Origin of the sequence: Tabrizicola fusiformis, assembly GCF_013328815.1 — a bacterium.
Taxonomy (GTDB): Bacteria; Pseudomonadota; Alphaproteobacteria; order Rhodobacterales; family Rhodobacteraceae; genus Fuscibacter.
Window position 1 is genome coordinate 333,245 of the sequence record NZ_JABUHN010000001.1, and the last position, 26,355, is coordinate 359,599.

16 protein-coding genes are annotated in these 26,355 nt (G+C 66.4%); 8 read left to right on the forward strand and 8 right to left on the reverse strand.

From position 1 onward, the window contains the following. Nucleotides 1-3: 3 nt before the first annotated feature. Complete coding sequence (locus HS053_RS01615; RefSeq protein ID WP_174209433.1) at nucleotides 4-876, reverse strand: tyrosine-protein kinase family protein; 873 nt, start codon at nucleotides 874-876, stop codon at nucleotides 4-6. 325 nt (nucleotides 877-1,201) lie between these two features. On the opposite strand from HS053_RS01615, the gene HS053_RS01620 reads away from it, so the two are divergent. After that, nucleotides 1,202-2,161: a glycosyltransferase family 2 protein gene (locus HS053_RS01620; RefSeq protein ID WP_174209434.1), complete on the forward strand. Its 960-nt coding sequence runs from the start codon at nucleotides 1,202-1,204 to the stop codon at nucleotides 2,159-2,161. Here HS053_RS01620 and HS053_RS01625 read toward each other — a convergent pair whose 3' ends face one another. Next, the gene (locus HS053_RS01625) at nucleotides 2,162-2,908 is read right to left on the reverse strand and encodes a WecB/TagA/CpsF family glycosyltransferase (RefSeq protein WP_174209435.1); all 747 of its coding nucleotides are present in this window, start codon (nucleotides 2,906-2,908) and stop codon (nucleotides 2,162-2,164) included. Between the two features lie 148 nt (nucleotides 2,909-3,056). Here HS053_RS01625 and HS053_RS01630 point away from each other — a divergent pair, with 148 nt between their 5' ends. The 7 genes from HS053_RS01630 to HS053_RS01660 all read left to right on the forward strand — a co-directional run bounded on the left by HS053_RS01630 (nucleotide 3,057) and on the right by HS053_RS01660 (nucleotide 18,487). After that, entirely contained in the window at nucleotides 3,057-3,950 is an 894-nt protein-coding gene (locus HS053_RS01630; protein WP_174209436.1) for an acyltransferase family protein, read from the forward strand. Between the two features lie 99 nt (nucleotides 3,951-4,049). After that, a complete protein-coding gene (locus tag HS053_RS01635; protein ID WP_174209437.1) occupies nucleotides 4,050-5,438 on the forward strand; it encodes a hypothetical protein in 1,389 nt (462 codons plus the stop codon). Nucleotides 5,439-5,687: 249 nt separating this feature from the next. Then, nucleotides 5,688-12,062: a type I polyketide synthase gene (locus HS053_RS01640; RefSeq protein WP_174209438.1), complete on the forward strand. Its 6,375-nt coding sequence runs from the start codon at nucleotides 5,688-5,690 to the stop codon at nucleotides 12,060-12,062. 1 nt (nucleotide 12,063) lies between these two features. Continuing rightward, nucleotides 12,064-13,080 (forward strand): glycosyltransferase, encoded by a 1,017-nt coding sequence (locus tag HS053_RS01645; protein WP_174209439.1) that lies wholly within the window; start codon nucleotides 12,064-12,066, stop codon nucleotides 13,078-13,080. 1 nt (nucleotide 13,081) lies between these two features. Next, nucleotides 13,082-17,611 carry a MupA/Atu3671 family FMN-dependent luciferase-like monooxygenase gene (locus HS053_RS01650; RefSeq protein ID WP_174209440.1) on the forward strand — a complete coding sequence of 1,510 codons (4,530 nt, stop codon included), beginning with the start codon at nucleotides 13,082-13,084 and terminating at the stop codon, nucleotides 17,609-17,611. Further along, nucleotides 17,604-18,215, forward strand: coding sequence for a 4'-phosphopantetheinyl transferase family protein (locus HS053_RS01655; RefSeq protein ID WP_174209441.1), 612 nt, complete (start codon nucleotides 17,604-17,606; stop codon nucleotides 18,213-18,215). Before HS053_RS01650 ends, HS053_RS01655 begins: the two co-directional genes overlap by 8 nt. An 89-nt stretch (nucleotides 18,216-18,304) precedes the next feature. Beyond that, on the forward strand, nucleotides 18,305-18,487 hold the full coding sequence (locus HS053_RS01660) for a hypothetical protein (protein ID WP_174209442.1): 183 nt from the start codon (nucleotides 18,305-18,307) through the stop codon (nucleotides 18,485-18,487). 3 nt (nucleotides 18,488-18,490) lie between these two features. On the opposite strand, the gene HS053_RS01665 is transcribed toward HS053_RS01660, so the two are convergent. From HS053_RS01665 to uvrC, 6 genes are all read right to left on the reverse strand, one after another. After that, complete coding sequence (locus HS053_RS01665; RefSeq protein WP_174209443.1) at nucleotides 18,491-18,727, reverse strand: formate dehydrogenase subunit delta; 237 nt, start codon at nucleotides 18,725-18,727, stop codon at nucleotides 18,491-18,493. Continuing rightward, nucleotides 18,717-19,517, reverse strand: a complete 801-nt coding sequence (fdhD, locus tag HS053_RS01670; protein WP_174209444.1) for a formate dehydrogenase accessory sulfurtransferase FdhD — start codon at nucleotides 19,515-19,517, stop codon at nucleotides 18,717-18,719. Before fdhD ends, HS053_RS01665 begins: the two co-directional genes overlap by 11 nt. Next, nucleotides 19,514-22,390, reverse strand: a complete 2,877-nt coding sequence (gene fdhF, locus HS053_RS01675) for a formate dehydrogenase subunit alpha (RefSeq protein WP_174209445.1) — start codon at nucleotides 22,388-22,390, stop codon at nucleotides 19,514-19,516. The genes fdhD and fdhF overlap by 4 nt, the downstream gene beginning before the upstream one ends. After that, nucleotides 22,387-23,913: a formate dehydrogenase beta subunit gene (locus HS053_RS01680; RefSeq protein WP_174209446.1), complete on the reverse strand. Its 1,527-nt coding sequence runs from the start codon at nucleotides 23,911-23,913 to the stop codon at nucleotides 22,387-22,389. Before HS053_RS01680 ends, fdhF begins: the two co-directional genes overlap by 4 nt. Next, nucleotides 23,910-24,377: a formate dehydrogenase subunit gamma gene (locus tag HS053_RS01685; protein WP_174209447.1), complete on the reverse strand. Its 468-nt coding sequence runs from the start codon at nucleotides 24,375-24,377 to the stop codon at nucleotides 23,910-23,912. The genes HS053_RS01680 and HS053_RS01685 overlap by 4 nt, the downstream gene beginning before the upstream one ends. Nucleotides 24,378-24,469: 92 nt before the next feature. Next, on the reverse strand, nucleotides 24,470-26,329 hold the full coding sequence (uvrC, locus tag HS053_RS01690) for an excinuclease ABC subunit UvrC (protein WP_174209448.1): 1,860 nt from the start codon (nucleotides 26,327-26,329) through the stop codon (nucleotides 24,470-24,472). Between the last annotated feature and the right edge of the window lie 26 nt (nucleotides 26,330-26,355).

Consider the following 26,355-nt stretch of genomic DNA (forward strand, 5'->3'; position numbering starts at 1 on the left):
GCCCTAGCTCCGCCCATAGCCAAAGCGCCGCGCCGCCTTTTCCTGCGCGCGGTTCAGCACCACGCCGAGAAGGGGCAGGCGGCTGTCGAACATCCGCTCGCAGGCGCGGATTTCATCGGGGGTGGAGCGGGTGCCGTCGGTCACCAGAAGAACCGCATCCAGCGCCGGGGCCATGGCCAGCACATCATCGCCCACCAGCGCGGGCGGCAGATCGCACAGCACCACCTCGGGGTCGAGCTGTTCGGTCATGGCGGAAAGGGCTTGCATGGTGTCGGGGCTGTGCAGAAGCTCGGACGCCATTTCGACCGGCGTGCCGTTCAGACCCAGCGCGAGGGTGCGGCCAAAGCGGCGGAACACCCCCTCCAGCGGCTGCTCGCCGGTCAGGAAATCTTCCAGCGGCGGCGCATCGGCGATGCCCAGAAGATCGGCAAGGCGCGGGCGGCGCAGGTCAAGGTCGATCAGCACGGTGCGGCTGGCCGGGCGGCGGGCCAGTGCCAGCGCAAGGTTGGTGGCGACAAGGCTTTTGCCACAGCCATGGGTGGGCGAGGTAATGGCAATCCGGCGCCAGCCTTTTTGCGCCAGACCATGCAGCAGGCGGCTGCGCAACTGATCAAAGGCCGCAGCGGCGGGTTCGCTGGAAGAGGCTGGAAACAAACCGTTTCCAGCCAGATGTTCGCCCGAAAGCTGCACCGGACCCAGCGATTCCCAGACCCGGCCGGGGTTCAGGACCGGCGCGGGCAGCGCTGCCGAGAAAATCTCGCGCCCGGTGGCAAGGTCATAGGTGACGGCGGTTTCCGGCGCCGGTTGGCCGGGCCGGAACAGCGATATCCCAGAGGCACGCCCCTGCGGGCGCGGGGCGAACTTGTCGCCGGACATGGCCGAAACCCCTATATCTTCGCGCCGCTCAGGCAACGACATCAACATCCTGTGTATGGACATTCGAAAGCCGGGCTCCTCTGCAGCGCGGCGTCTGACGGCCGCACTCGGTTCAAAAGGGCCTGCCTTCCGGCAGGCGGTTCGCCCGATCTGGTGCCTGCCACAACGCCGATCCGATGGATTTCGCGCAGCAGGATTCGTCCGGGCCCCCGCCCAGCACAGTCAGATTTAGCAGATGCAGCACGAAAAAGCAAAGCGGCAGAGGGGCTTTGCGCCGCTGGCCAATCCGGTGGCCAAGCCGGTGCGGGCCGCCTAGAATGGTCCTATGACGGAGATACCGGATCAGATCGACGCCGTGGTGATCGGCCGCAACGAGGGAGAGCGGCTCGTGGTCTGCCTGCGCGCGCTGCGGGGGCAGATGCGCCGGGTGGTCTATGTGGACAGCGGCTCGACCGACGGGTCGGTGGCGCAGGCACGCGCGCTGGGGGCCGAGGTGGTGGCGCTGGACATGACCCGGCCCTTCACCGCGGCGCGGGCGCGCAATGCCGGGCTGGAGGTGCTGGCCGCGGACCCGCCGGAATTCGTGCAGCTTCTGGACGGCGATTGCGAGATGGTGCCGGGCTGGCCCGCTGCGGCGCTGGCGGCCTTTGCCGAACATCCCCGGGCGGTGGTGGTTTGCGGCCGGCGGCGGGAGCGGTTTCCGCAGGCTTCGGTCTGGAACGCTCTGGCGGACCGGGAATGGGATACGCCGGTCGGCCCGGCGCGGGCCTGTGGCGGCGATGCGTTGATGCGCTATGCGGCGGTGCGGGCCGTGGGCGGCTATCGTGACGATCTGATTGCGGGAGAGGAGCCGGAACTGTGCCTGCGGCTGCGGCAGGCGGGGGGCGAGGTCTGGCGGATTGCAGCAGAGATGGTGCTGCATGACGCGGCGCTGACGCGGTTCGGCCAATGGTGGCGGCGCACGCGGCGGGCGGGCCATGCCTTTGCCGAGGGGGCCGCGCTGCATGGCGCCGGACCTGAACGGCATTGGGTGGCCGAGACGCGGCGCGCGCTGTTCTGGGGGGCAGGGCTGCCGGTTCTGGTGTTGCTGGCAGGGCTGATCCACCCGGCGGGCTGGCTTTTGGCATTGGTCTATCCGGCGCAGTTTGTGCGGCTGGCGCGGCGCGGCGGCGGGACTTGGGCCGTTTACAGCGTGCTGGGCAAATTTGCCGAAGCCCAGGGCGCGCTGGGTTACTGGGCCGACCGGCTGCGCGGGCGGCGGCGCGGGCTGATTGAATACAAATAGTCAGCGTTGCCGCAGCGCCGCCAGCACCTGCCCCGGCAGGATGGCAGCGCAGGCGGCATAGCGCGGGATCAGGCGGCGCGGGCTGGACAGCGCCCGCCAGAGCCATTCCAGCGCAAGGCGGCGCACCCATTCCGGCGCCCGCACCTGCGTTCCCGCCAGAAAATCGAGCCCGGCGCCAATCGAGGCAAAGCCGACCGCGGGGGCCAGGGCGCGGCCCCTTGCGGCAAAACTCTCTTGCTTGGGTGCGCCAAGGGCGATCAGGCACAGCCCGGCCTGACTGGCCGCCACCTCGGCCAGAAGTGCTGCCGCGGCGGGGCCTTCGGGATCAAAGCCCATCGGCGGCGCATGTCGCAGCACGATGTTCAGCCCGGGCACGTCGGCCATCAGCCGCGCCCCGGCGGCGGCAAGGGCGGCATCGGTCGCCCCCACCAGTGCCAGCCCGCGCCCCGCCGCCGCGCAATCGCGCACCAAGGGCAACACGAGGTCAGACCCCGGCAGCAGATCAACCGGCTTGTCCGCCAGCCGCGACAGCCAGACGATGGGATTGCCGTCGGCCACCACCATATCCTGCGCCGCATAGGCGCGGCGGAAAGCGGCGCTGCGCGACAGTTTCACCAGATGGTCAAGGTTGATCGTGGCCAGAGCAAAGCCCTGACCCGCAGCAAGACGGGCGCGCACCGCCGATTGCAGCGCGGCGCGGCTGGCATGGGTCACGGCAATTGTGGTCTCGCCAAAGCGGAACTGCATGGGCGCTCTCCGGGGTGAATGCTCTGGGGTTAGCACGGAACCCCCGCCCGGCCCAAGCGGCTGTTGCGCAACTGCGGCGACAGATTGTTTCGCGCCCGCAGCAAGGCCGCAGTTGTCACAGCGGCCTTGCTGCCGTAGCGGTAGGCGGATGAAAGCCGCCGTCGCCCATCGTTCGTCGATCGACCTTGCCCGCTTTGTCGCGGCGTTCGGGGTGGTGGTCGCCCATGCCTATGCCTCGATCAATGATTGGGTGGGGCATCTGGCGCTGGGGCTGTTCCTGATCCTTACGGCCTTTCTGGCGGTGCAATCGGCGCAGCGCGCGGGCGGCAGCTATGCCTTTGTGCCACGGGCGCGGCGGCTGATCCTGCCCTGGCTGGTCTGGTCGGCTTTCTACCGGCTGGTCGATCTGGTGTTTTCGCACAATCCCGACCGTTTCGTGCCGTTGAGTGATCCATGGACACTGCTTTACGGGTCCACCATCCATCTGTGGTTCCTGCCCTTCGTGGCGCTGGCGATGGTGCTGGTCGCGCCTGCTGTGCGGCTGATCCGGGGGCCGGAGGCCATGGCGCTGGCCTGTGTCGGCGTCGCGGTTCTGTCGGTGCCGCTTCTGGTGCTGCATGTGCAGGGCTGGTTGCCGCTGCCGTTGCCGCAATGGGTGTTCGCGCTGCCGCTTTATGCGCTGGGGCTGCTTCTGGGCATTGCCCATCCGATGGGCAAGGCATGGATGCCGGCGCTGGCCGTGGCGGCGATGACGGGCTTTGCGGTCTGGTATTCGGGCAGCATGCCCTGGGCCTGGACACTGATGGGGTCGCTTGTGGCGTTCGAGCTGTTCTGGCGCCTGCCGATCCGCGGGCGCATCCTGCCGCATCTGGGGCAGGTGGCCTTTGGCATCTATCTGCTGCATCCGTTCTTCATGCTGGTGGTCTACAAGTTCATGGGGGCCGGGGTGAACCTGTTCCTTGCCGCCGTCCTGTGCTTTGCCATGTCTTGGGCCGCGACGGCCCTGCTGCGGCGGCTGCCGCTGATGGCCCGTGTCCTGTGAGATGTCCTGTGACCGGGTGACCGGCTGACGGGGCCGTGCTAGAACGGCCTGACCTGCCGCGAGGAAATTCCGCCCGTGCCAAATGCCCTTGCCTATCTTATGCTTGCGATCTGGCCGGTTGTCACATGGCAGCTTTACCGCAAGCTGCCGCCGGGGCAGGCGCTGATCTGGGCCATCCTTGCGGGGTATCTGGTGCTGCCGCCGGTGGCGCGATTTGACCTGCCGGCGGTTCCCGACATGGACAAATATTCGATCCCCAGCCTGATGTCGGCGGTCTGCGTGGTGCTGGTGGTGCATCGGCGGCTGGAGTTTCTGCCGCAGAACTGGCTGGGGCGGCTTTTGATGGCGGCTTATGTTCTGGGCCCGTTCGGCACGGTGCTGACCAATACCGACCCGATCCTGTTCAAAGAGGGGCAGATCGACGGGATGAAGCTGTATGACAGCTTCTCGGCGGTGGCGAACCAGATGATCTGGCTGATGCCGATGTTCCTTGGCCGCCAGTTTCTGGGCAGCCCCGAAGGGATGCAGGCGCTGGCGCGGGCGCTGGTGCTGGGTGGACTGGCCTATGCGGTGCCGATGCTGGTGGAGGTGCAGGTCTCACCTCAGTTGAACATCTGGATTTACGGGTTCTTCCAGCACGACTTCTTCCAGACCATCCGCTATGGCGGCTATCGCCCGGTGGTTTTCCTGCCGCATGGGCTGTGGGTGGCCTTCTTCACGCTGATGTGCCTGATGTCGTCGGTGATCCTGTTTCGTGCGGCCCGGGCCGAGGCGCGGCCCAAGGCGCTGATCATCGTCGGCTTTCTGGGGCTGATGCTTTTGGTGTGCAAAAGCGCCGGGGTGCTTGCCTATGCGCTGTTCTTCGTGCCCTTGCTGCTGGTCGCGGGGGCGCGGGTGCAGATCATTGTGGCGGCTTTGGTGGCGGGGATCGTGGTGGTCTATCCGCTGTTGCGCGGGCTGCATGTGGTGCCGCTGGACCAGATCGTCGATGTCGCCACCTCGATCTCGCCCGAGCGGGGGCAGTCGCTGTTCTTCCGTATCGACAATGAAGAGATCCTGCTGGCCCGGGCCGAACAGCGGCCGGTGTTCGGCTGGGGCGGGTTCAACCGCAACTTCACCCATGATCCGGTCACGGGTGAAACGCTGAACATCGCCGACGGGGCATGGATCATCCTGCTGGGGATTTACGGCTGGATCGGTTATCTGGCCGATTTCGGGCTGACGGCGTTGCCGCTCTGGCTCTTGGGGCGCGAGGCGCTGATCGGGCGCAAGGCCGACCTGTCACCGCTGACGGCGGGGATGGCGCTGATCCTTGCGGCTTCGATGCTGGATTTCCTGCCCAATGCAACGCAGGTGCCGCTGACCTGGCTGCTGGTCGGTGCGCTTTTGGGTGAGGCCGAGCGGCTGCGCGCCCTGCGCAAGGCCCGCGGGGTTGAACAGTGGCGGGCGGGGCTGCATGGCGGGCGGATCAGCAAGACAGTGATCTGAGCCCTGCCGATTGTTGCGCCAAACCGCCAAGTCGCGCAGGTTTTCCCGGCAGAACGGCAGCCTGTGCGAACGGGGCTGCCGCAATCGCCGGGGAAAGGCGGCGAAATTGTGGCATTCATCAGGCATTGTCCCCTGAAGTCGCACTATCCACCCGTCGCCGGGCGGCGGGTAGGTTTGCCGGTGAAAATGCGTTAAATTGAAGGGGATTGCGTCCCCTCTGTCAGAGTCGGGGCCTAGGGGATATGTGGCATGACTGGTTCTGTTGAGTTCTCGACCATTGGCGACACCGATATTGCGGTGGTGGGCATGGCGGCGCATCTGCCCGGTGCGCCGGACATCGGGAGCTATTGGCAGAACCTTTCGGCGGGGGTGGAATCGATCCGCCACCTGACCGAGGCAGAGCTGCTGGCGGCAGGGGAAAGCCCGGCGCGGCTGCGCAAGCCCAATTATGTGCCCGCCGCTGCCGTGCTGGACGGTTTCGAGACCTTCGATGCCGAGTTCTTTGGCTTTTCCCCTAAAGAGGCGGCCATCCTTGACCCGCAGCATCGCCAGTTCCTTGAGGTGGCGTGGGAGGCGCTGGAGAATGCCGGCCACCCGCCCGAAGGCTTTCCGGGGGCCATCGGCGTCTATGCCGGCTGCGGCATGGGCAGCTATTTCTACTTCAACCTCTGCTCCAACCGCGATCTGGTGGATCAGACGGGGATGTTCCTGCTTCGCCATACCGGCAATGACAAGGATTTCCTGTCCACCCGGGTCAGCCATATCTTTGACCTCAAGGGCCCGTCGATCAACGTGCAGACGGCTTGCTCCACCTCGCTTGTCGCGGTGCATTTCGCCGCTCAGGCGCTGTTGAACGGCGAATGCGACATGGCGCTGGCGGGTGGGGTGACCATCGAATTGCCCCATGCCCGGGGCTATCTGTTCACCGAGGGCGAAATCCTGTCGCCCGACGGTCATTGCCATGCCTTTGATCACCGCGCCGAAGGCACGGTCTTTGGCTCGGGCGCGGGCTGTGTCGTGCTGCGGCGGGCCAAGGATGCGATCCGCGACGGCGACCATATCTGGGCGATCATCAAAGGTTCGGCCATCAACAACGACGGGGCGGCCAAGGCGGGCTATCTCGCGCCGTCGGTTGACGGGCAGGCGCGCTGCATCGCAGAGGCACAGGCCGTGGCGGCGGTGGATGCCGCCAGCGTCAGCTATGTCGAATGCCACGGCACCGGCACCTATCTGGGCGACCCGATCGAGGTGGCGGCGCTGACGCAGGCGTTCCGTGAAGGCACCGATGCGGTGGGCACCTGCCGGATCGGTTCGGTCAAGACCAACATCGGCCATCTGGATACCGCGGCGGGGGTGGCCAGCCTGATCAAGGTGGCGCTGTCGCTGCATCATCGGCAATTGCCGCCCAGCCTGGGCTATGAGGCGCCGAATCCGGCGATTGATTTTGAAACCAGCCCGTTCCGGGTGAATGACCGGCTGACCGACTGGCAGGCGCCGGTGTTGCGGGCGGGGGTCAATTCGTTGGGCGTCGGCGGCACCAATGCGCATGTGGTGCTGGAAGAGGCGCCGGTGCGCGCGGCTTCCGAAGACAGCATCTGGCCCTTCCAGCCGCTGGTGATCTCGGCCCGCTCGAAGGCGGCGCTGGACGGGCAGGCGGCGCGGCTGGCCGTCCATCTGCGGGCGCATCCCGAGCAGAAGCTGGCCGATGTGGCCTATACGCTGAAAGAGGGGCGCCGGGCGTTCGAGAAGCGCCGGGTCATCGTGGCCGAAAGCCATGAAGAGGCGGCGCGGCTCTTGGAGGGCGGCGACACGCGCCGGGTGTTCAACCATGACCGGCTGGACGCGCCCGAGGTGGTCTTCATGTTCCCCGGCGGCGGCGCGCAATATGCGGGCATGGCGCGCGATCTGTATGAGACCGAGCCGGTCTTTGCCGACTGGATGGACAAAGGCCTGTCGGTGCTGCAACCGAAGCTGGATTATGACATCCGCGCGCTTTGGCTGCCAAAAGCTGGCGACGAGGCGGCGGCGAATGCCGCGCTGAAACGGCCTTCCGTGCAACTGCCGCTGATCATGATCACCGAATATGCGCTGGCCAAGCTTTATGAAAGCTGGGGGGTGGTGCCTTCGGCGCTGATCGGCCATTCGATGGGTGAAAACACCGCCGCGGCCCTTGCCGGAGTGATGAGCTTTGAGGATTGCATCGGGCTGGTCCTGTTGCGCGGGCAGCTCTTTGACACGATTGCACCGGGCGGAATGCTGTCGGTGCCCATGGCCGAGGCCGACCTGCGGCCGCGCCTGACGGGCGATCTGGACATGGCTTCGGTCAACGCGCCGGGGTTGTGCGTGGTCTCCGGCCCGGACGCCGCGTTGAAAACGCTGGCGGAAACGCTTCTGGCCGATGGGGTTGAAACCCAACGCATTGCCATCGACATCGCGGCGCACAGCCGGATGCTGGAACCGATCCTTGGCCGCTTTGGCGATTATCTGCGCCGCATCCGGCTGAACGCGCCGCGTCTGCCGATCATCTCGAACCGCAGCGGGGGGGCCCTGACGGCGGCAGAGGCGATGGACCCGGAATACTGGGTGCAGCACCTGCGCAACACGGTGGATTTCCAGCGTGGCATGGCGGCGCTGATGGATGAACCGCGCGTGTTCATGGAGATGGGGCCGGGGCGGGCGCTGTCCTCGCTGGCGCAGGCCAATGGGGTGCCTGCGGCGCAGGTGGTGCAGGCGCTGCGTCACCCCGAACAGGCGATGGCCGATGATGCCTGGCATATCGGCACCATTGCGCGGCTTTGGGCCTGTGGCGTGGCGGTGGACTGGGAGCCGATCTGGGCCGGGGCGCGGCGCAACCGCGTGCCGCTGCCGACCTACGCCTTCCAGCGCAAACCCTATTTCATCGCTCCCGGTCAGGCGGCTGCCGAAGAGGCGGCCCCGGTCACCCGGATTGAAGATATGGCCAACTGGGGCTGGAAGCCGCACTGGCGCCCCGAGTCTGCCGGTTTCGACATTGCCGAACTGGATGAGGCGGCGGCGCAAAGCTGGCTCGTCTTCCTTGACGATTGCGGCCTTGGTGCCGCGACCGTCAAACGGTTGCGGGCGGCGGGCCATAGCGTGCAGACCGTGCGCGCGGGCGATGCCTTTGGCCGCGATGGGGACGGCTATGTTCTGGCGCCCGAGCGGGGCCGCGAAGGCTATGACCAGTTGGTTGCCGATCTGGTGCGCCACGGCCATGCGCCCAACCGCATCGCGCATTTCTGGCTGGTGACGCGGGGGGAAACCCACCGCCCCGGTTCCAGCTTCTTGCACCGCAATCTTGAGCAGGGCTTTTACGCGCTGATGTTCCTCGCACAGGCGCTGGCCGAGGAAAACCTGCCGCGCCCCATCCACATCGGCGTCTTCACCACCGGCGCCGCGCAATTGCGGGGCGAGGGGCTGGCCCATCCCGAAAAGGCAACCCTTCTGGGGCCGGCCCGGGTGATTGGCCGCGAATTGCCGGGGGTGACGGTTTCGGCGCTGGACCTGACGCTGCCCGCGTTGCCGCGCCGGGGGCAGGCCGATCTGGCGGAACTGACCGACCGTGTTCTGGAAGAGCTGCTGCAAGAGCCGCGCCCGGCGCTGGCCGCGCTGCGTGGTGCGCGCCGCTATGTGCAGGAGTTGCGGCCCGCGCCGCTGCCCGAAGGCGATTTCACCCTGCCGCAGGGCGCGCATGTGCTGATCACCGGCGGCTTTGGCGGCATCGGCCTGACGGTGGCCGAAGATCTGATCCGCCGTTTCGGCGCGCAGATCACCCTGATCGCCCGGCGCGGGTTGCCGGAGCGGTCGCTCTGGCCGCGCTGGCTGGTGGCGCATGATCCTGCCGATCCGATCAGCCGCCGCATTCTGGCGCTGCAACGGCTTGAGGCGATTGGCGGTCAGGTTCTGGTCGCGCCCGCCGATGTCTGCAATCTTGAGGATATGCGCGGCGCTGTCGCGCTGGGCGAGGCGCGGTTCGGCAAGGTTCATGCGGTGATCCACGCGGCGGGCGTGGTCAACGATGGCCCGCTGATGACCAAGACCCCGGCGCAGGTCGAAGAGGTTTTCGCGCCGAAACTGCATGGCACCTTGGTTCTGGACCGGCTGTTCCCGGATGGCTCTGTGGCGCTGATGGTGTTGTTCTCCTCGACCTCGACCGTGACCGGGCCTGCGGGGCAGGTCGATTATGTGGCGGCGAATGAATTCCTGAACGCTTATTCGAAATCGCGCGCCGGGGGGGCAACGCGGGTTGTCGCGCTGAACTGGGGCATCTGGACCGGGGTCGGCATGGCGGCCGAGGCGCTGGCCGACCGCACCGGAGAGCGGCCGGTTCCGCCGCGGGTGCCGCTGGCGGCGCCGATGCTGGACGAGGCGAGTTTCGATGCCGCTGGCAACCGGATGTTCACCGCGACCTATGCCATGGACCGCTGGGTGCTGGACGGCCACCGCACCAAAGCGGGGCAGGCGCTGATCCCCGGCACGGGCTATCTGGAGATTGCCGCCGAGGCGCTGCGCGCCAATGGTGAGGTGGGACCGTTTGAAATCAATGACCTGACCTTCTTCCGCCCGCTGGATGTGGCCGAAGGCGAGGCCCGCCCGATCCGCGCCACCCTGACCCGCAGCGATGAAGGGTATGGGTTCGAACTCCGCTCTGGTCTGATGCATCAGGGGCGGCTGGGCTGGGTTCTGCACGCGACAGCCGCGCTGCGCATCTTGGCCGAGGCGCCGCGGCGGATTGATCCGGGTGCCATCGCTGCCCGTCTGCCTGCGCCGGAGTTTGGCGAAGGGTTGGTCAGCCCACAAGAGCATCACCTTGCCTTCGGTCCGCGCTGGCGCGTGTTGCGCTCGCGCAGCGTCGCGGAGGGGGAGGGGCTGGCGCGGCTGGTGCTGCCCTTGCCCTTCCGGGCCGAGCCCGAGCAGGGCTGGCTCTTGCATCCCGCACTGATGGATCTGGCGACGGGCTGGGCGATGGAACTGATCGCGGGCTATGCGCCCGATCACCTCTGGGTGCCGGTGGGCTATGACAGCATCCGTGTGCTGCGCCCGCTGCCGGCCGATATCGTCAGCCATGTGCGCAACGCCGCCGACAACCGGGCAAGCCGCGCAACGGCGCGCTTCGATGTGACCCTTGCCACGCCTGAGGGTGAGGTTTGCGTGGAGATTGAGGGATTTACCATCCGGCGGCTTGAAGGTGGGCTGGCTTTCCCGCGCCCCGAAGCGCGCGAGATGCAGTTTGACGGCGGCGGCGCTGCCCGTCCGCTTTCGCCCGCGGAAGAGCGGCTGATGGCGGCCTTTGCCCAAGGCATCCGCCCCGAAGAGGGGGCTGCCGCCTTTGCCCGCGCCGTGGCTGCCGGGCAAAGCCAGATCATCGTTTCCTCGCTGGACCTGCCCGCGCTGATCCGCCAGACCGCCGAGGCAGAGGCCACCCGCAGCGAGGGCCAGAGCTTTGAACGCCCCGATCTGGACACCGCCTATGTCGAACCGCGCAATGATATCGAGCGGACGCTGGTCGGCTTCTGGCAAGAGCTGCTGGGCGTTGGCCGCGTGGGGGTAGAGGACAGTTTCTTTGACCTTGGCGGCCATAGCCTGATTGCGGTGCGGCTGTTCGCGATGGTCAAGAAGACCTTCCGCGTCGATTTCCCGATTTCGGTGCTGTTCGAGGCGCCGACGATTGCCGCCTGTGCCCGGCTGATCGCCGACGAGGTGGGCGAGGCGGATGCGCCAACGGCACAGGCCGCGGCCCCGCGCCGCCGCTTTACCCATCTGGTGCCGATGCATGAGGGCGAGGGCGGGCAGAAATCGCCGTTCTTCCTTGTGGCGGGGATGTTCGGCAACGTGTTGAACCTGCGGCATCTGGCGCAGCTTCTGGGCGCCGACCGGCCCTTCTACGGATTGCAGGCCAAGGGGCTGTTGGGCGAGGATACGCCGCATGACAGCATCCCCGAAGCCGCCGCCGCCTATATCGCCGAGTTGCGGCAGGTGCGGCCGCAGGGGCCTTACCTTTTGGGCGGCTTCTCGGGCGGCGGGCTGACGGCATGGGAAATGGCGCGGCAGTTGGAGGCGGCGGGGGAAACCGTGTCGCTCTTGGTGCTGCTGGATACGCCGCTGCCGATGCGACCGGCGATCAGCCGTGCCGACAAGGCGCTGATCAAGCTGGCCGAACTGCGCGCCAAGGGGCCGGTTTATCTGGCCGAATGGGCGCGGGCGCGCTGGGAATGGGAGATGCGCGACCGTTCGGCCCCCGCCGCCGCCCCGGCGCAATTCCACAATGCCGCGATCGAGGCGGCCTTCCGGCAGGCGATTGCCGGTTATGACCTGCCGGTGCGGAGCGGGGCGACGGTGCTTTACCGCCCGCCGCTGGACCGCAAATGGCAGGTGACGGGCGGACGCTGGGTTTCTGCGGCCAAGGAATATGTGTTCAACGACAATGACCTGACCCGCTTTGCCCCGGCGCTTGATGTGGTGGAAGTGCCCGGCGATCACGATTCGATGGTGCTTGAGCCGAATGTGCGCACCCTTGCCGCCCGCCTGCGCGCCGCCTTGGCCGAGGCCGAGGGGGGGCCGGGCCGCGTGGTGCCCTTCCGCCCGGTGTCGGCGGCGGCGGAATAGCATGGCGCGGCTTCTTACGGTGATCCTGAACTGGCGCAGCGCCGGGATGACGCTGCAATCGGCCGAGGCCGCGCTGCGCGCGTTGCAGGGCATCGACGGGGCGCTGGTGATCGTTGACAACGATTCCGGCGATGGCAGTTTCGAGACCCTGACGCGCGAGGTGGCTGCGCGCGGCTGGGACAAGGGGCCGCAGGCGGTGCGGGTGCTGCAATCGGGGCATAACGGCGGTTTTGGCGCGGGCAATAATTTCGGCATCAGGGCCGGAATGCCGGATGGCTCGCGGCCCGATTACGTCTACCTGCTGAACTCCGATGCCTTCCCCGACGCCATGGCGATCCGCCGGCTGCTGGAGCATCTTGAGGCGACGCCCGCCACCGGCTTTGCCGGCAGTTATATCCATGGGCCGGATGGTGCGCCGCATCACACCGCCTTTCGCTTCCCCTCGATCCCGGGTGAGTTCGAGGCGCAGGCGCGGTTCGGGCCGATCAGCCGTGCGCTGAACCGCTGGATCGTGGCGCAGCCGATCCCGCAGGGGACCGCGCGGGTCGATTGGCTGGCGGGGGCCAGCCTGATGATGCGGCAAGCGGTGCTGGACCGGATCGGGCTATTTGACGAGACGTTCTTCCTCTATTTCGAGGAGACAGACCTGTGCCGCCGGGCCGCGCTGGCGGGGTGGCCCACTGATTATGTGTGGGCGTCAGAGGTGGCGCATATCGGCTCGGCCTCGACCGGGATGAAGACTTGGGGCCGGATTCCGGGTTTCTGGCTGGATTCGCGCTGGCATTACTTTGTGAAGAATCATGGGGTGGGCTATGCGGTGGCGGCGACATTGGCGGCGCTGTCCGGCGGGGCGATCTGGCGGCTGCGCGCCTTGCTCCAGCGCAGGGACAGGCTCGATCCGCCGCATTATCTGCGTGATATGGCCGCACATCACGCCCGCGCCCTGATCAGGCCGCTTTTTGCGCGCAAGGCGGCTGAAGTGAAGCCAAGCCCCGCCGACCCGGCGGGAGGAGTATGAGATGACCGTGTTTTCCGCCCTGCTGATCGGCAATGAAACCCTGACCCACCAATGCGGGGCCGCACTTTTGGCGCGGGGCCACCGGATTGCGGCGGTGGTCAGCCGCCATGGTGAGGTGCGCAAGTGGGCGGCGGGCGCCGGTCTGCGGGTGGTGAACCCCGGCGATTGGGCGGCGCTGGACGGGCTTTCGGTGGACTGGCTGTTGTCGGTGGCCAATCTGTCGGTGATCCCGGAGGCGGTGTTGGGGCTGGCGTCGCGGGGTGCGGTGAACTTTCACGACGGGCCGCTGCCCGCCCATGCTGGGCTGAATGCGCCGGTCTGGGCGCTTTTGGCGGGTGAGGCGCGGCATGGCATCGCCTGGCACCTGATCGCGGGCGGGGTGGATGAGGGCGACGTGCTTGAGGCGCGCAGCTTTGACATCGCGCCGAATGAAACCGCGCTGACGCTGAACACCCGCTGTTTTGAAGCGGCGATGGAGAGCTTTCCGGCGCTGCTGGCGCAGCTTGAGGGCGGGTTGCGGCCCGTGCCGCAAGACCTGTCGCGCCGCAGCCTGCATCTGCGCAGCGACCGGCCTGCGGCGATGGGGCGGCTGGATTTTGCGCGGCCTGCGGATGACGTGGCGCGGATGGTCCGGGCGCTGGACCATGGCCGCTATTGGAACCCCTTGGCGACGGCCAAGATCGACACCGGGGCGCGTGTGCTGAATGTCGGCGCCGCCGAAGTGGCAGCGGGTGCCGGGGCGCCGGGGCAGGTTCTGTCCGCCGGGGCCGAGGGGCTGGTGGTGGCTTGCGGCACCGGGGCGGTGCGGTTGAACCGGCTGACCTGCCAGATCAAGGGTGGCGTGGTAGATGCGGCGACCGTGACCGAAACCGCGCTGCCGCTGCTGACGGCAGATGAGGTGGCGCGGTTGACCGCGGCGCTGGCGGCGGTTGTCGGTGGTGAGGCGGCGCTGCGCAAGGCGTTGAAATCCATGGCCCCGGCGGCGGTTCCGGGGGCTGGTGCCGCTGGCGAACCGGGTTGGCAGGCGCTGCCCCTTGCGGGCGATCTGGCGGCGCTGGCACTGGCTGCGACGCGGGCGCTGGGGCTGGAAAACCCTACGCTGGCCTATGCCGGCGGGGCTGGCTTGCCCGGCTATCTGTCGGACTGGGTGCCGGTGACGCTGAATACGGATGGCACGGTCGGCGCGGGCTTTGCGGCGGCAGAGGCCGCTCTGGCAGCGGGGCGCGCCACGCCTGCCTTTGCGCTTGACCTGATGACGCGGGATGCGGCGCTGGCCGGGCTGGTGCCGCCGCAACTGGCGCTTTGCGATGCCGGGCCGCTGCCCGGCGCGGTGGTGACCCTGACCCCCGGTGCTTTGCATTTCGACGCCGCGCGGCTGAGTGCAGAGGAGGCCGCCCGTCTCGCCGGGCGGATCGCCCATGCGCTGACGGCCCTGCAGGCCGCGCCCGCCGATGCGGCGCTGGGCAGCGTTTCGGTGCTGAGTGCGGCGGAAGAGCGGCTGGTGCTGCAAGAGTGGAACGCCACCCTTGGCCCGCGTTTCCCCGATCTTTGCGTGCATACGGCGTTTGAGGCGCAGGCGGCCAAAACCCCCGATGCCGTCGCGCTGGTCTGTGAGGGCGACAGCCTGACCTATGCCGCGCTGAATGCGCGTGCCAACCGGGCGGCGCATGTGCTGCGCGGTATGGGTGCGGGACCGGGCACGCTGGTCGGGCTTTGCACGCGGCGCAGTCTTGACCTCTTGGTCGGGGCGCTGGCGATCCTCAAGGCGGGGGGGGCCTATGTGCCGATGGACCCGGCCTATCCGGCGGACCGCATCGCGCTGTATCTTGAGGATTCGGCCTGTCCGGTGGTGGTGACGCAATCGGGCATTCCGCTGCCCCCGCACGGGGCGCAGGTGCTGGAACTGGATACCGATGGCCGCATGGCGCTGGCCCCGGCGACGAACCCCGAAAGTGGGGTCAGCCCTGCCGATCTGGCCTATATGATCTATACTTCCGGCAGCACCGGGCGGCCCAAGGGGGTGATGGTCGAGCATCGCAATGTGGTCAATTTCTTCACCGGGATGGACGACCGGATTGGCGCCGATGGCGGGGTCTGGCTGGCGGTCACCTCGCTGTCTTTCGACATTTCGGTGCTGGAGCTGTTCTGGACGCTGGCGCGCGGCTTCAAAGTGGTGATCTCGTCGGATGAAAACCGGGCGCTGGTGTCTTCGGGGCGGATCGCAAGCGCGCAGAAGATGGATTTCTCGATCTATTACTGGGGCAATGACGACGGGGCGGGGCCGAAGAAATACGAGCTGCTGCTGGAGGGCGCGAAATTCGCCGACAGCCACGGCTTCTGCGCCGTCTGGACGCCCGAGCGGCATTTCCATGCCTTTGGCGGCCCCTATCCGAACCCCTCGGTGACGGGGGCTGCCGTGGCAGCGGTGACGAAGAATATTGCTGTGCGCGCAGGCTCTTGCGTGGTGCCGCTGCACCATCCGGCGCGGATCGCCGAGGAATGGGCGGTGATCGACAACCTGACCAACGGCCGCGCGGGCCTTGCCATTGCTTCTGGCTGGCAGCCTGAGGATTTCGTGCTGCGGCCCGAAAATACCCCGCCGAAGAACAAGGCGGCGATGTATGCCGCCGCCGATCAGGTGCGGCGGCTTTGGCGGGGTGAGGGGGTCGATTTCCCCAAGGCCGATGGCAGCCTGTTCACGGTCAAGACCCAACCGCGCCCGGTGTCAAAGGAACTGCCGCTCTGGGTGACAACGGCGGGCAACCCTGACACCTGGCGCGAGGCGGGCGAGATGGGGGCGAATGTGCTGACCCACCTTCTGGGCCAGTCGATTGACGAGGTGGCGGGCAAGATCGCCCTCTATCACACAGCACTGCGCAAGGCGGGCCATGACCCGGCCGATTTCACCGTGACGCTGATGCTGCACACCTATGTCGGCCGCGACCGCGAGCAGGTGCGCCGCGTGGCCGAAGGGCCGATGAAAGCCTACCTTGCCGCCGCGGTGGGGCTGGTCAAGCAATATGCCTGGGCCTTCCCGGCCTTCAAGAAACCGGCGGGCGTCACCAACCCGATGGACATTGACCTGCGCACCCTCTCGGATGAGGAAAACGCAGCGATCCTCGATTTCGCCTTCCACCGTTATTTTGAAGACTCGGGCCTGTTTGGCACGGTCGAAGACGCCATTGCCCGGGTCGAGCAGTTGAAGCGGATCGGGGTGGGCGAGGTGGCTTGCCTGATCGACTATGGCATCGCGCCGGAAAAGGTGATGGAGGGGCTTTATCCGCTGGCCGAAGTCGTCAAGCGCAGCAATGCGGGCGGTGCGGTTGAGGAAGACGATTTCTCGATCGCGGCGCAGATCCTGCGCCATGGCGTGACGCATCTGCAATGCACGCCCTCCATGGCGCGGATGATTGCCCTGAATGACGAGGCGCGTGGTGCGCTGACCGGGGTGAGAACCGTGATGCTGGGGGGCGAGGCGCTGCCCGGTGCCTTGGTGGGCGACCTGCGGCGGGCATCGAAGGCGCGCATCCTGAACATGTATGGACCGACCGAAACCACCATCTGGTCTTCGGTCGAAGAGGTGGGCGAAGCCGAGGCGGTGCAAAACATCGGCCGGCCGCTGATCAATCAGCAGATGTATGTGCTGGACGAAGGCGGCGCCCCGGTGCCGCCCGGCGTGGCGGGGGAGTTGTGGATCGGCGGCGACGGTGTGACGCGCGGTTACTGGCAGCGGCCCGATCTGACGGCGGAACGTTTCAAGGCTGATCCCTTTGTGACGGCGGACCGCGCCTGCCTCTGGGGTGCGCGGATGTATCGGACCGGCGACCTTGTGCGCTGGCGGGGCGATGGCAAGCTCGATTTCCTTGGCCGTGCCGATCATCAGGTGAAACTGCGCGGCTACCGGATCGAACTGGGTGAGATCGAAGCGGTGCTTGAGGCGCAGCCGGGTGTTTCGCAGGCCGTGGTCATGGCGCGTGAGGATCAGCCGGGCGATTTGCGGCTGGTGGCCTATCTGGTGGGGCAGGCGGGCGAGGCGGCGTTGCGGCCCGCACTGGCGGCGGTGTTGCCGGAACACATGGTGCCCGCGCATTTCGTGCGGCTGGACGTGATGCCCTTGACCCCCAACCGCAAGGTGGACCGCAAGGCGCTGCCCGCCCCCACCGCCGCCCCTGTGACCGAGGCTTTCGTCGCCCCCGAAACCGGGATCGAGGCGCAACTGGCCGCGATCTGGCAGCGGGTGCTGGGGGTGCCAAAGATCGGTGCGCGCGACAATTTCTTTGCGCTGGGCGGGCATAGCCTGTTGGCGGTGCAGGCCCACCGTGAGATTCGTGACCAGTTGGGGCTGACGAAACTGTCGATCACCGACATCTTCCGCTTCCCCACCTTGGGCGCACTGGCGCGGCATCTGGACGATGCGCCGAAACCGGCGCTTGTCGCCGAAAGCCGGGCCGAAGACCGTGCCGACGCGCGGGCGGATGCGATGGCGCGGCGGCTGGCGATGCGCAACCGGCGGACCGGGGTGGATGCCTGACCTCGCCACCGCGCTGCGGGCGGTGCTGCCCCCGGGGGCGGCGCTGGGCCTGCCGGTGGCGGGCGACCTGCCGCTGGAAGATCCCGGCCCGGTGGTGCCCGCCCGCCGGGTTGAGTTTGCTGCGGGGCGTTCGGCAGCGCGGGCGGCGATGGCGGCGCTGGGCCTGCCCCCCCTGCCGATCCCGATGGGGGCCGACCGTGCGCCGGTCTGGCCCGGGGGGGTGACCGGAACCATCACCCATTGCGCCGGGGCCTGCCTTGCCTTGGCCGGGCAGGCGGCCGATTGGCACGGGCTGGGGCTGGACGCCGAGCCGCTTGTGCCGCTGGAGGCCGGGCTTTGGCCGCTGATCCTTGGCCCGGACGAGGAAGGCGACGGCCTGCAGGCGCTGCGCAGTTTTGTCGCCAAGGAAGCGGCCTACAAGGCGCAATATCCCCTCAGCCGCATGCTGTTCGACTTTCACACCCTGCGGCTGGACTGGCGCGGGGCGCAATTCACCGCCCATTTCACCCGGGCGGTTCCCCCCTTTGCCAAAGGCGCGCAGTTGCAGGGGAGGTTGGTGCAGGCGGGGGGATTTGTGGCGGCGTTTGTCGCAATCGCAGCGTGAAATTGCCGCGCCGCAGAGACGAATTTGCAGGACTTCCCAAGGATCTGCGCTAACTTGCCGCAGCACGCAGGTTTTGGGAGGAGCTTCGGGTGAACAAAGTTATCGCATTGGTTTGCGTGGTCAGTTGGGCGGGCTTCTGGTCCTTCGGCTATCTCGCGCTTTCTGCGAATTCGGCCGACAGCCACCAAATGACCGTGGCCGCCCTGCTGGCGGCCATCGGGTTTCTGACCGGAACCTTCACCTACATGGCCTTGGCGCGAAAAATCCGCTGAGGGTCAGGCCGCCTCGGCAGGGCGGCGGATCGACGGGGCCGCGTCAAGCACCAGCGGGCGCAGGCCCTGACCGCCTGCATCCAGCACCTCGAACAGGTGGCGGCGCATCCGGGGCTCCCAGAAGTCGTTGATATGTGAAGATAATCCGGCCACACCTTCGGCATGGGGTTTCGATTCCATGAACTTGGCAATCTGGTTGGCCATATAGATCAGCTTGGCATGCGGTCCGTCATGCGACATGGGCGGCCTCCTGTGGTGCGATGCGGTGGGGGTGGGTGAATACCTCGAACCCGTCCGGGCGGGCGAGGGCGACAAGCGTGATGCCCGCCTGATCAGCCATCCGCACGGCGGCGGCGGTGGGGGCCGAGGCGGCAATGATCACCGGAAAATCCGCCGCCGCCGCCTTTTGCACCATGTCGATCGAGGTGCGGCAGGTCAGCACGACGGCGCTGCGCGGCAGGCCACGGACGGCGCCGATCAGCTTGTCCAGCGCATTGTGACGACCGACATCCTCACGCGCAGCAAGGATACCTTCGGGCGACCAGAGGGCAGCCGCATGGGCGGCGCGGGTCAGGTCATGCAGCGGCTGATGCGCGACCAGCTCGGCCATCGCCGACATGATCTGCTGCGGCGTCATTGTGAACTGTTGTTCTGAAATGGGCTGCGGCCTTCGCAGCGCCTGTTCCAGACTGTCGATGCCGCAAAGGCCACAGCCCACCGGCCCGGCCATGTTGCGGCGGCGGGTGGTTTCACGCGCCTCTGCTTCGGGGGCAAGCCAGATTTGCAGGTCGATGCCCAGCGGTGTTTCGGCAACCTCGACCGACTCGATCTCTTCCGGGGCAGCAATCCCCTCGGTGATCGAGAAACCATAGGCGAAATCAATCAGATCGGCAGGGCTCGCCATCATCACCGCCCGGGTCGATCCGTTGTAGGTCAGGGCCACCGCCACCTCTTCGGGCAGCTCACGCAAGCTGCCCGAGGCGCGGCTTTGCCCGAAGACAAGCCGCGGCAAGGGGCGGTGGGTGTTCATTCCGCCGCCGCGATACGGCGCGAACGGCTGGCCATGGCAGAATACTCCTCCTGCCACTCGGACGGGCCGTTCGACGGGCTGACCTGAACCGCGGTGACCTTGTATTCGGGGCAGTTGGTGGCCCAATCCGAATAATCGGTCGTAATCACATTGGCCTGCGTATCCGGGTGGTGGAAGGTCGTATAGACCACCCCCGGATTCACCCGGTCCGAGACCTTGGCCCGCAGCGTCGTCTCGCCAGAGCGCGAGGCCAGCCGCACGAAGGCCCCGTCCTTGATGCCGCGGTTATCGGCGTCGTGCGGGTGGATCTCCAGCACGTCCTGATCATGCCAGACGACATTCTCGGTCCGCCGGGTCTGGGCGCCGACGTTGTACTGCGACAGAATCCGCCCCGTGGTCAGCAACAGCGGGAAGCGCGGGCCGGTCCGCTCATCGGTCGCCACGTATTCGGTGTTGATGAACTTGCCCTTGCCGCGCACGAAGCCTTCGACGTGCATCAGCGGCGTGCCATCCGGCACCTTCTCGTTGCAGGGCCATTGGACCGAGCCTTTTTCTTCCAGCATCGCATAGTTGACGCCCGCGAAAGACGGCGTGGTCAGGGCGATTTCATCCATGATCTGGCTGGGATGGGTATAGGCCCAGTTGGCCCCCATGGCTTGGGCGAACATCTGGGTCACTTCCCAATCGGCATAGCCATTGCGCGGCGCCATCACCTTGCGCACGCGGTTGATCCGGCGTTCGGCATTGGTGAAGGTGCCTTCCTTTTCAAGGAAGGTCGAGCCGGGGAAGAACACATGGGCGTAGTTCGCGGTTTCGTTCAGGAAGAGGTCGTGAACGATCACGCAATCCATCGCCGCGAGGCCCGCCGAGACATGCTTGGTATCCGGGTCGGATTGCAGGATGTCTTCGCCCTGGCAGTAAAGGCCCTTGAAGGTGCCCTCCACCGCCGCATCCAGCATGTTGGGAATGCGCAGGCCCGGTTCGTTGTCGATCTTCACGCCCCAGAGGCTTTCGAAAATCTCACGCACATTGTCGTTCTTCACATGGCGATAGCCGGGCAGTTCGTGGGGGAACGACCCCATGTCGCAGGAGCCCTGCACGTTGTTCTGGCCGCGCAGCGGGTTCACGCCCACGCCCGGCCGGCCGATGTTGCCGGTCAGCATGGCAAGGTTGGCAATGCCGATCACGGTGGTCGAGCCTTGCGAATGCTCGGTCACGCCCAGCCCGTAATAGATCGCGCCATTGCCGCCCATGGCGTAAAGCCGGGCCGCCGCGCGAACCTCTTCCGCCTTGACGCCGGTCAGCATCTGCACCGCTTCGGGCGAATGCTGCGGCTGGCTGACGGATTCGGCATAGTCCTGGAACTCGTCCCAGTCGCAACGCTCACGGATGAAGGCTTCGTTGAAGAGGCCCTCGGTCACGATCACATGCGCCAGCGCGGTGACGACGGCCACGTTGGTGCCGGGGGTCAGGGCAAGGTGATGGGCGGCGCGGATATGGGGGCTGTCCACCATATCGGTGCGGCGCGGATCAACCACGATCAGCTTGGCCCCCTTGCGCAGACGCTTCTTCAGGCGGCTGGCAAAAACCGGGTGGCCATCGGTCGGGTTGGCCCCGATGACGATAACAACATCAGTTTCTTCAACGGAATCAAAGTCCTGCGTCCCAGCGCTGGTGCCGAAGGTCTGGCCAAGACCATAGCCGGTGGGCGAGTGGCAGACCCGCGCGCAGGTATCCGTGTTGTTGTTCATGAACACGCCGCGCGTGAGCTTCTGAACCAGATAGGTCTCTTCGTTGGTGCAGCGGGATGAGGTGATGACCCCCACCGAATGCCGCCCGTGCTTGGCGATGATGCCCTTCATCCGGTTCGCGGCAAATTCCATCGCCTCGGCCCAGGACACTTCCTGCCAGGGGTCGTTGATGCTGTCGCGGATCATCGGGTTCAGGATGCGGTCCTTGTGGGAGGCATAGCCATAGGCAAAGCGGCCCTTGACGCAGCTATGGCCACGGTTCGCCTTGCCATGCTTGTAGGGCACCATGCGTACCAACTCGTCGCCGCGCATTTCCGCCTTGAAGCTGCAACCGACGCCGCAATAGGCGCAGGTGGTGATGACCGAACGCTCGGGCGTGCCGATCTCGATCACCGATTTCTCTTGCAGCGTGGCGGTCGGGCAAGCCTGCACGCAGGCGCCGCAGGACACGCAATCGGATGCCAGCGCATTGTCCGATTTCATCCCGAAGGACACGCGGCTGTCAAAGCCCCGGCCCTCGATGGTCAGCGCAAAGGTGCCCTGCACCTCTTCGCAGGCGCGCACGCAGCGGCTGCAGACGATGCATTTCTGCGGATCATAGCTGAAATACGGGTTGCTGTCGTCGCGCGGGATGTAGTTCGGATTGGCGATACCCGAATTGTTCTTCGGTTTGAAATGGGTCTCGATCGCCTCATAGCGCACATCGCGCAGGCCCACGGCGCCCGCCATGTCCTGCAACTCGCAATCGCCGTTGGCCGAGCAGGTCAGGCAGTCGAGCGGGTGGTCCGAGATGTAAAGCTCCATCACGCCGCGGCGCAGTTGCTTGAGCTTCGAATTCTGGGTGTGAACCTTGAGGCCGGGCGCAACCGGGGTGGTGCAGCTTGCCGGGGTGCCGTTGCGGCCTTCGATTTCCACAAGGCACAGACGGCAGGAACCGAAAGCGTCCACGCTGTCGGTGGCGCAGAGTTTCGGCACCGAAATGCCTATTTCCGCCGCGGCCCGCATGATGCTGGTGCCTTCAGGCACCGTTACATCGAAGCCGTCGATGTTCAATGTGACCATTTGTTTGGATTTCGCCGCCGGGGTGCCGAAATCACGGTCGGGGATGATGAAGTCTTTCATTCGGCGGCCTCCTTCTGGGTCGAGAAGTCGTCGGGGAAATGGGTCAGGGCGGACATCACGGGATAGGGGGTAAAGCCCCCCAGCGCGCAAAGAGAGCCTGATTTCATGGTGTTGCAGAGGTCGGTCAGCAGCGGGATGGCCGAAGCGTCGCCCCGGGCGATGCGGTTGACGGTTTCCACGCCGCGCACCGCGCCGATCCGGCAGGGGGTGCATTTGCCGCAGCTTTCGATGGCGCAGAACTCCATCGCAAAGCGTGCCATCTCCAGCATGTCGGCGCTGTCGTCAAAGATCGTCAGGCCGGCGTGGCCGATCAGCCCATCCTTGCCGGCGAATTCTTCGTAGCCGAAGGGGGTGTCGAACAGCGCCTTGGGGAAATAGGCGCCCAAGGGGCCACCGACCTGCACCGCCTTGACCGGGCGGCCCGAAGCGGTGCCGCCGCCGATGCCCTCGACGATTTCGCCAAGGGTCAGGCCGAAAGCAATCTCATAAAGCCCGCCGTGTTTGACGTTACCGGCGATTTGCAGCGGGATGGTTCCACGCGACCGGCCAAGGCCGAAACCCTTGTAGAACGCCGCGCCTTTTTCAAAGATCACCGGGATCGAGGCGAGCGAGATCACGTTGTTCACCACGGTTGGCTTGCCGAGGAAGCCTTCCAGCGCAGGCAGCGGCGGCTTGGCGCGGACCACGCCCCGCTTGCCCTCAAGGCTGTTGAGCAGGCTGGTTTCCTCGCCGCAGACATAGGCGCCTGCGCCGACGCGCACTTCAATGTCGAAGGCCGGGCCGCGGCCCAGAACCGTGGCGCCCAGAACGCCTTCGCGGCGGGCAATGGCCACGGCTTCCTGCATCACGCGGATGGCGACGGGGTATTCCGAACGGATATACACAAATCCCTTGGTCGCGCCGCAGGCAAGGCCGGCAATCGTCATGCCTTCGATCAGGGTGAAGGGATCGCCCTCCATCAGCATCCGGTCGGCGAAGGTCGCGCTGTCGCCTTCGTCGGCGTTGCAGACGATGTATTTACGGTCGGCCTTGGCCTCGCTCACGGTTTTCCACTTGATCCCGGTGGGGAAGCCCGCGCCGCCCCGGCCGCGCAGGCCGGAGTCGATCACTTCCGCAACCATCGCGGCGGGTTCCATGCCCAAAGCGCGGGTCAGACCCGCAAGACCACCTTGCGCCCGGTAATCAGCCAGCGACAGGGGATCAATTACGCCGACCCGGGCAAAGGTCAGCCGGGTTTGCGCCCGCATCCATTGCAGGTCTTCGGTCAGGCCCAGCGCCTTGGGATGGCGGGCCGGTTCGCGGAACAGGGCGGGCACGTCTTCAACGGTCATCGGGCCAAAGGCCATGCGACCGTCGGGGGTTTCCACCTCTGCCAGCGGCTCAAGCCAGACCATGCCGCGGCTGCCGTTGCGGACAAGGGTCACGTCGATGCCATGGGCGCGGCCATGGGCCAGAATGGCCTCGGCCACCTCATCGGCGCCCAAGGCGACGGCGGCGGAATCGAGGGGCAGGTAGATTTTCATTTCAACTCTCCCACCAGACGGTCGAGCTTGGCGGCATCCACGCGGCCCACCAGTTTGCCATCCACCAGCGCGGCGGGGCCGCAGGCGCAAAGGCCAAGGCAGAACACCGGCTCCAGCGTGACCTTGCCGTCCTTCGTCGTCTCGTGCCAGTCGATGCCCAGCGCGCCCCGGGCATGGGTCGCCAGCGCATCGGCGCCCACGGCCTTGCACGCCTCGGCCCGGCAGAGTTTCAGCACATGCTGACCGGCGGGCGCCTCGCGGAAATCGTGGTAGAAGGACATCACGCCATGCACTTCGGCCCGGCTGAGGTTCAGATCGCGCGCGATGATCGGTAGCGCCTCTTGCGGCACATGGCCGAATTCCTCCTGAATGGCATGAAGGATCGGCAGCAAAGCCCCCTCCATCCCCTTGTGGGCGAGGAGAATTTCCCCGACGCGCTCTGTGGTCTGGACGGAATCAAGCATATGGCGGCCTCGGACTGGTAGCTTTGCCAAGGGATACGCCGCTTGATAGGGAAATCAATTTCAATTTCCCGTGGTTTGATAGTTTTTGACTATCATTCGCCCCGCGCGTTGAAGAAGTTGTAGACGGTTTCCGCCATCGCCGCCGAGATGCCGGGCACCGCCATCAGGTCCGGCAGGGCGGCGCGGGATACCGCCTTGGCGCTGCCGAAATGGGCCAACAGGGCGCGTTTGCGGGTGGCGCCGACACCGGGAATGTCGTCCAAGGGCGTGACGCCCACCGCCTTGGCGCGCTTGGCGCGGTGGGCGCCATTGGCCCAACGGTGCGCCTCATCGCGCAGGCGCTGCACGAAATACAGCACCGGGTCGTTGCGTTGCAGCGCCATGGGCGGCATCCCCTCGCGGTGGAATTCCTCTTTGCCTGCGTCGCGGTCGATGCCCTTGGCCACGCCGACCATGGCAATATCCTCAACCCCAAGCTCCGACAGGATACCACCCACCGCCGAAACCTGCCCGGCGCCGCCGTCGATCAGCAACAGGTCGGGCCAAGCATCGGATTTCCGCTCGGGATCTTCTTTCAGCAGGCGTTCAAAGCGGCGGGTCATCACCTCGCGCATCATGCCGAAGTCGTCGCTGTTCTTGCCGGCATCGGACCGGATGTTGAACTTGCGATACTGCGATTTCAGGAACCCCTCCGGCCCGGCCACGATCATGCCGCCCACGGCATCCGAACCCTGAATATGGGCGTTGTCATAGACTTCGATCCGGCGCGGCGGTGCATCAAGGTCAAACGCTTCGGCCAGACCCTGCAGCAGCTTGTTCTGGGTGCTGGATTCGGCCATGCGGCGGGCAAGGCTCTCGCGGGCATTGCGGGCGGCATTTTCCACCAGTTCGGCCTTTTCGCCGCGCAGGGGAACCGCAAGCTCCACCTTGCGCCCCGCAAGCCCTGAAAGCGCCTCGGTCACCAGATCGGGGTTTTCGACGGGGTGGGACAGCAGGATCAGCCGGGGCGGTTCCTTGTCGTCATAAAACTGGGTCAGGAAGGCTTCGAGGATTTCCGGTTCCTCGGCTCCGGCCCCGGTGCGGGGATAGAAATCGCGGTTGCCCCAGCTTTGATTGGCCCGGATGAAGAAGACCTGCACGCAAGCCTGCCCGTGGTCCAGATGCAGCGCCACCACGTCCGCCTCGGCCACGCCGCGCGGGTTGATGCCTTGGGTCGATTGCACCGCCGTCAGCGCCTTGATCCGGTCGCGCAGGGCGGCGGCGCGTTCAAACTCCATCGCTTCGCTGGCTGCCTGCATCTGCGTGGCAAGATCGGATTGCACGGTGGTCGATTTGCCCTCAAGGAAGCGTTGGGCATCGGCGACCAGCTCGCCATAGCCCTCTTCGCTGATCCGGCCGACGCAGGGGGCGGCGCAGCGTTTGATCTGGAATTGCAGACAGGGCCGGGTGCGGCTTTCAAACATCGCATCCGAGCAGTTGCGCAGCAGGAACACCTTCTGCAACTGGTTCAGCGTCCGCGTCACCGCGCCCGCGCTGGCAAAGGGGCCGAAATACTTGCCCTTCTCCTTCTTCGCTCCGCGATGCTTCTTGATCTGCGGAAAGGGATGCTCCGATGAGATCAGGATGTTCGGGAACGACTTGTCATCCCGCAGCAGCACGTTGTAGCGCGGCTTGAGCTGCTTGATCAGGTTCTGCTCCAAGAGCAGCGCCTCGGTTTCGGTCCGCGTGGTCAGGAACATCATCGAGGCGGTCTCGAAGATCATCCGGGCGATGCGGGCGGAATGGCCCTGTGGGCGGGCATAGTTCGACACCCGCGCCTTCAGATTGCGTGCCTTGCCGACATACAGCACTTCCGATGCCGCATTCAGCATCCGGTAAACGCCGGGCGAGCTGTCCAGCGTGCGCAGATAGTCCTGAATGACCTCATGTCCGGTGCGGGGTGTCTCTGTCATGGGATCAGGTGCTTTCGGGACTCATC